At 70.7% G+C, this 3909-nt stretch carries 3 protein-coding genes and 1 pseudogene; 3 read left to right on the top strand and 1 reads right to left on the bottom strand.

Translation table 11 applies throughout. The features are described from left to right. The 3 genes and pseudogenes from ACFQ4O_RS15960 to ACFQ4O_RS15970 form a co-directional block, all read left to right on the top strand. A pseudogene (locus tag ACFQ4O_RS15960) lies at positions 1-201 on the top strand (precorrin-4 C(11)-methyltransferase); the annotation flags it as partial. Positions 202-306: 105 nt separating this feature from the next. Further along, positions 307-2259 carry a calcium-binding protein gene (locus ACFQ4O_RS15965; protein WP_378777101.1) on the top strand — a complete coding sequence of 651 codons (1953 nt, stop codon included), beginning with the start codon at positions 307-309 and terminating at the stop codon, positions 2257-2259. Between the two features lie 226 nt (positions 2260-2485). Next, positions 2486-2746 carry a PepSY domain-containing protein gene (locus ACFQ4O_RS15970; protein ID WP_378777103.1) on the top strand — a complete coding sequence of 87 codons (261 nt, stop codon included), beginning with the start codon at positions 2486-2488 and terminating at the stop codon, positions 2744-2746. 18 nt (positions 2747-2764) lie between these two features. On the opposite strand, the gene cobJ is transcribed toward ACFQ4O_RS15970, so the two are convergent. Beyond that, on the bottom strand, positions 2765-3909 hold a 1145-nt coding region (cobJ, locus tag ACFQ4O_RS15975; RefSeq protein WP_378777105.1), incomplete at its 5' end, for a precorrin-3B C(17)-methyltransferase.

Raw genomic sequence — 3909 nt, forward strand, 5'->3', positions numbered from 1 at the left:
GCCGTGGTGGCGCGCGCCACCTGGCCGGACGAGGCGATCGTGCGCGGCGTGCTGGCCGACATCGTGGAGAAGGCCGCGCCCTTCGCGATCGAGCGCACCGCGCTGGTGCTGGTCGGTCCGGCGCTCGCCGGTTCGCGCGGCGGCGCGAGCGCGCTCTACGCGCCCGGCCATGCGCGCCACCTGAAACCTGCGGCGATCTGAACTTGCCCAGAAACAAGCCAATCCGCGTTTCTACGGATTGACCCTGTCGATGCTTCGCGACGCTAATCCCGCCGTCGGGCGACGGCGCCCGTCGGGGGACATGCGATGGCATATTTTTACGGTCAGGTCGGCGTCAAGAACACGTTCACGGGCGGGTTCGAGAACGATTACGCCTATGGACAGGACCTCGCCGACACCTATTCGGGCGGCTTCGGCGCGGACACGCTCAACGGCGAGGGCGGCGCCGACGTGCTCAAGGGCGACAAGGGCAACGACACCCTGAACGGCGGCGCCGGCGACGACTATCTGGACGGCGGCTCGGGGTCGGACACGATCTTCGGCGGCGCGGGAGCCGACAAGATCTTCGGCGGCACCGGCGACGACGTCGTCTATGTGGGCAACGTCTCGGACATGATCGGCGACGTGGTGGACGGCGGCGTGCTGAACGGCGTGGACCGCGCCGGCATCGACACGCTGGTCGCCGACTTCACCGGACGCACGGCGGCGCTCACCTTCGTGGCCGGCGATCCCACCGTGAAGACAGTCGTGAAAAACGCGTTCACCTACAGCGGCTTCGAGAAGTTCAACATCACCGGCGGCTCCGGCGCGGACAAGATTACCGGCGGCCTGCTGGACGACATCCTGCGCGGCGGCGCCGGCGCCGACCAGCTCTTCGGCAACGAGAGCAACGACACCCTCTATGGCGACGCCGGCGCGGACAAGCTCTATGGCGGCGTCGGCTCCGACAGCGTCTATGGCGGCGCGGACAACGACACGCTCTTCGGCGGCGACGGCAACGACACCCTCAGCGGCGACGCCGGCGTCGACACGCTGCTGGGCGAGAAGGGCGCGGACACGCTCTACGGCGGCGACGGCGCCGACACGCTGGACGGCGGCGCGGACAACGACCTCATCGGCGGCGGCGCAGGCATCGACACCGTCAAGGGCGGCGCCGGCGACGACCGCATCAGCGGCGGCGACCTGAGCTTCGGCTACGGCTACGACATGGGGCTCGACAAGGACATTCTGGACGGCGGCGACGGCAACGACACCGTCACTGTCGGCCGCAACGACAGCGCCTACGGCGGGAAGGGCCTCGACACGGCGCAGCTGAGCTTCGAGCAGTCGACGGTCGGCGAGTCCTTCACCTTCACGTCGAAGGCCATCACGTTCAAGGCCGGCGCCAAGATCAACAGCTTCGAGGCGCTCGACTTCCGAGGTGGCTCGGGCGCGGACAACGTGACCGCCGCGGGCAACTCCGACACGCTGAACGGCGGGGCCGGAAACGACACCCTCAAGGGCATGGGCGGCGTCGACGTGCTGACCGGCGGCCTTGGCGACGACAAGCTCTTCGGCGGCGACGGCACGGACAGCCTCTACGAGGACGCAGGCCGCGACACGCTGGACGGCGGCGCGGGCGACGACGCCTTCTACTTCATCAGCAGCTGGACCACGGTTCCCGAGGCGGACACCTTCATCGGCGGCCTCGGCGTCGACAAGGCGTTCATCAACGGCTCCATCTCCTCCATCCTCGACCTGGCGGACGCCAGCAAGAACGACGGCGTGCTGCTCGGCGACAAGTTCTCCGGCATCGAGCAGTTCTACTTCAGCGCCGTGGACGACGAGGCCTATGGCGACGCCACCGCCAACAGCTTCTTCGGCGCCGACGGCGACGACATTCTGGACGGCCGCGCCGGCGACGACCTGCTTCAGGGCGGCGCGGGAGCCGACGTGCTGACCGGCGGCGCCGGCGCCGACGTGTTCGACTACGGCGAATACGCCTATCAGAGCTGGCGCGGCGACGTGATCACCGACTTCTCGTCCGCCCAGGGCGACAAGATCGGGCTCGGATACTGGTTCGGGTCGAAGAGCGCGACCTCCTTCACCCTCGGCACGGAAGCGACCACGACCAAGGTCTCGCTGTTCTTCGACGCGGCGACCCACCGGCTCTGGCTCGATCAGGACGGCACGGGCACGCAGTACAGCAAGGTCCTGTTCGCGACGCTCGACGGCGTGAACACGCTGTCGATCAACGACTTCCTGTTCACCGTCAGCTGACCGGCGGACTGAACACTCCTGCCCGCCGTCCGCTCCCGGGTCGCCCGGGGCTGACGGCGGCGCCGACCTTCGGCGTGGTCTGAACCCGGCCTTGGGAACACCGGGCAGCCCGGTCCCGCCGGGACTTGGCCGCCCGCCTTACGAAACGCTGACAGCCGCGGTCAGGCGGCTGTGGCGGCGGGCGTGCGATGGCTTGCGTCGTTCCTCTCTCAACAGGAGACGCGCTATGCGCACCATGCCCGCTTTCGCCGTCGCGGCGGCTCTCGCCCTCACCGCCGCCCCCGCTTTCGCCGACTCGATCGGCCCCGGCTGGATCAGCATCGATCAGGCGCTCCAGAAGGCCCGGGACGCCGGTTACGCCGACATCTCCCACATCGAGGCCGATGACGGCCGCTGGGAGGTCAAGGGCGTGAAGAACAGCCAGACGATGGAGTTCGACATCGACCCGAAAACCGGAGCGATCTCGAACGAGCGGCGCGACGACTGACGCGCGCCGTCACGGCGCTCATACGCCGGGATAGGTTCTCGGCGTATAGACCCACACCCGGCCGTCGCCGCGCGTGAAGGCCCGGGTCTGGGACGAGCCCACGATCACCAGCGCGCGCATGTCGACCAGCTCGGGATCGAGCGCGCCGAGCGTGGTGATGATGGTCTCCTCGCCCGCACGGCCGATGCTGCGGGCGAGCGCGACCACCGTGTCCGCCGACCGCGAGCCGCGCAGAATCTCCAGCGCCTCGCCGATGCGCTCCCGCCTCAGTTTCGAGGCGGGATTGTAGAGCGCCAGCGCGAAATCCGCCTCCGCCGCCGCCTTCAGTCGCGCCGCGATCACCGGCCACGGCTTGAGGTAGTGCGACAGCGACATCACCGCGAAATCATGGCCGAGCGGGGCGCCGAGCCGCGCGGCCGCCGCCTGCATGGCGGACAGGCCCGGCAGCACCTCCACCTCGACGCCCGGCCACCGCGCCGGCTCCGCGTCGAGCGGCTCCATCACCGCCGCCGCCATACCGAACACGCCCGCGTCGCCCGAGGACAGCACGGCGACGTTCCGCCCCTGCGCGGCGAGCGTCAGCGCGGCCTGCGCGCGCTCCAGCTCCACCCGGTTGTCGGAGCCATGCCGGCGCTGGCCCGGCCGTTCCGGCGCCATGGCGAGATAGGGCTCGTAGCCCACGAGATCGGTGGCGCGGTCGAGCGCGGCGGCGGCCTCCGGCGTGCGCCAGCCGTCCGGCCCCGGCGCGATCCCGATCACCGTCACATGGCCGAGCGCGCGGCCGACCTCGCCCGCGAACGCCGGTTCGGGGCGGCGATGCACCCGAAGTCCCGGCGCGCGATGGATCACGTCGCGGTCGTCGAGCCTGCCCTCGACGATGCGCAGTTCGACGCCACGGGCCTTGAGCGCGCCGATCAGCCCGTGCTGCACCGGCGCGCCGTCCGGCGCGGTGGCGTAGGCGAGCGCGCCGTCCGCGAGCCCGAGGCTCTCCATCGCCCGGTCGAAGGCCTGGAGGCTGGCGAGCGCCGGGCGCTCGAACTCGGCCACGATCACCTGCGGATGGAACAGCAGCCCGCCGTCCGGCGGCGGCCCCGCCTCGGGCGCCACCCGGAGCGTGATCGCGCCGTCCGCCGCCAGCGGCAGGTCGGAGGCGCTGAGCCAGG

It is taken from the genome of Methylopila musalis (assembly GCF_042679725.1).
Classification (GTDB): Bacteria; Pseudomonadota; Alphaproteobacteria; order Rhizobiales; family Methylopilaceae; genus Methylopila; species Methylopila musalis.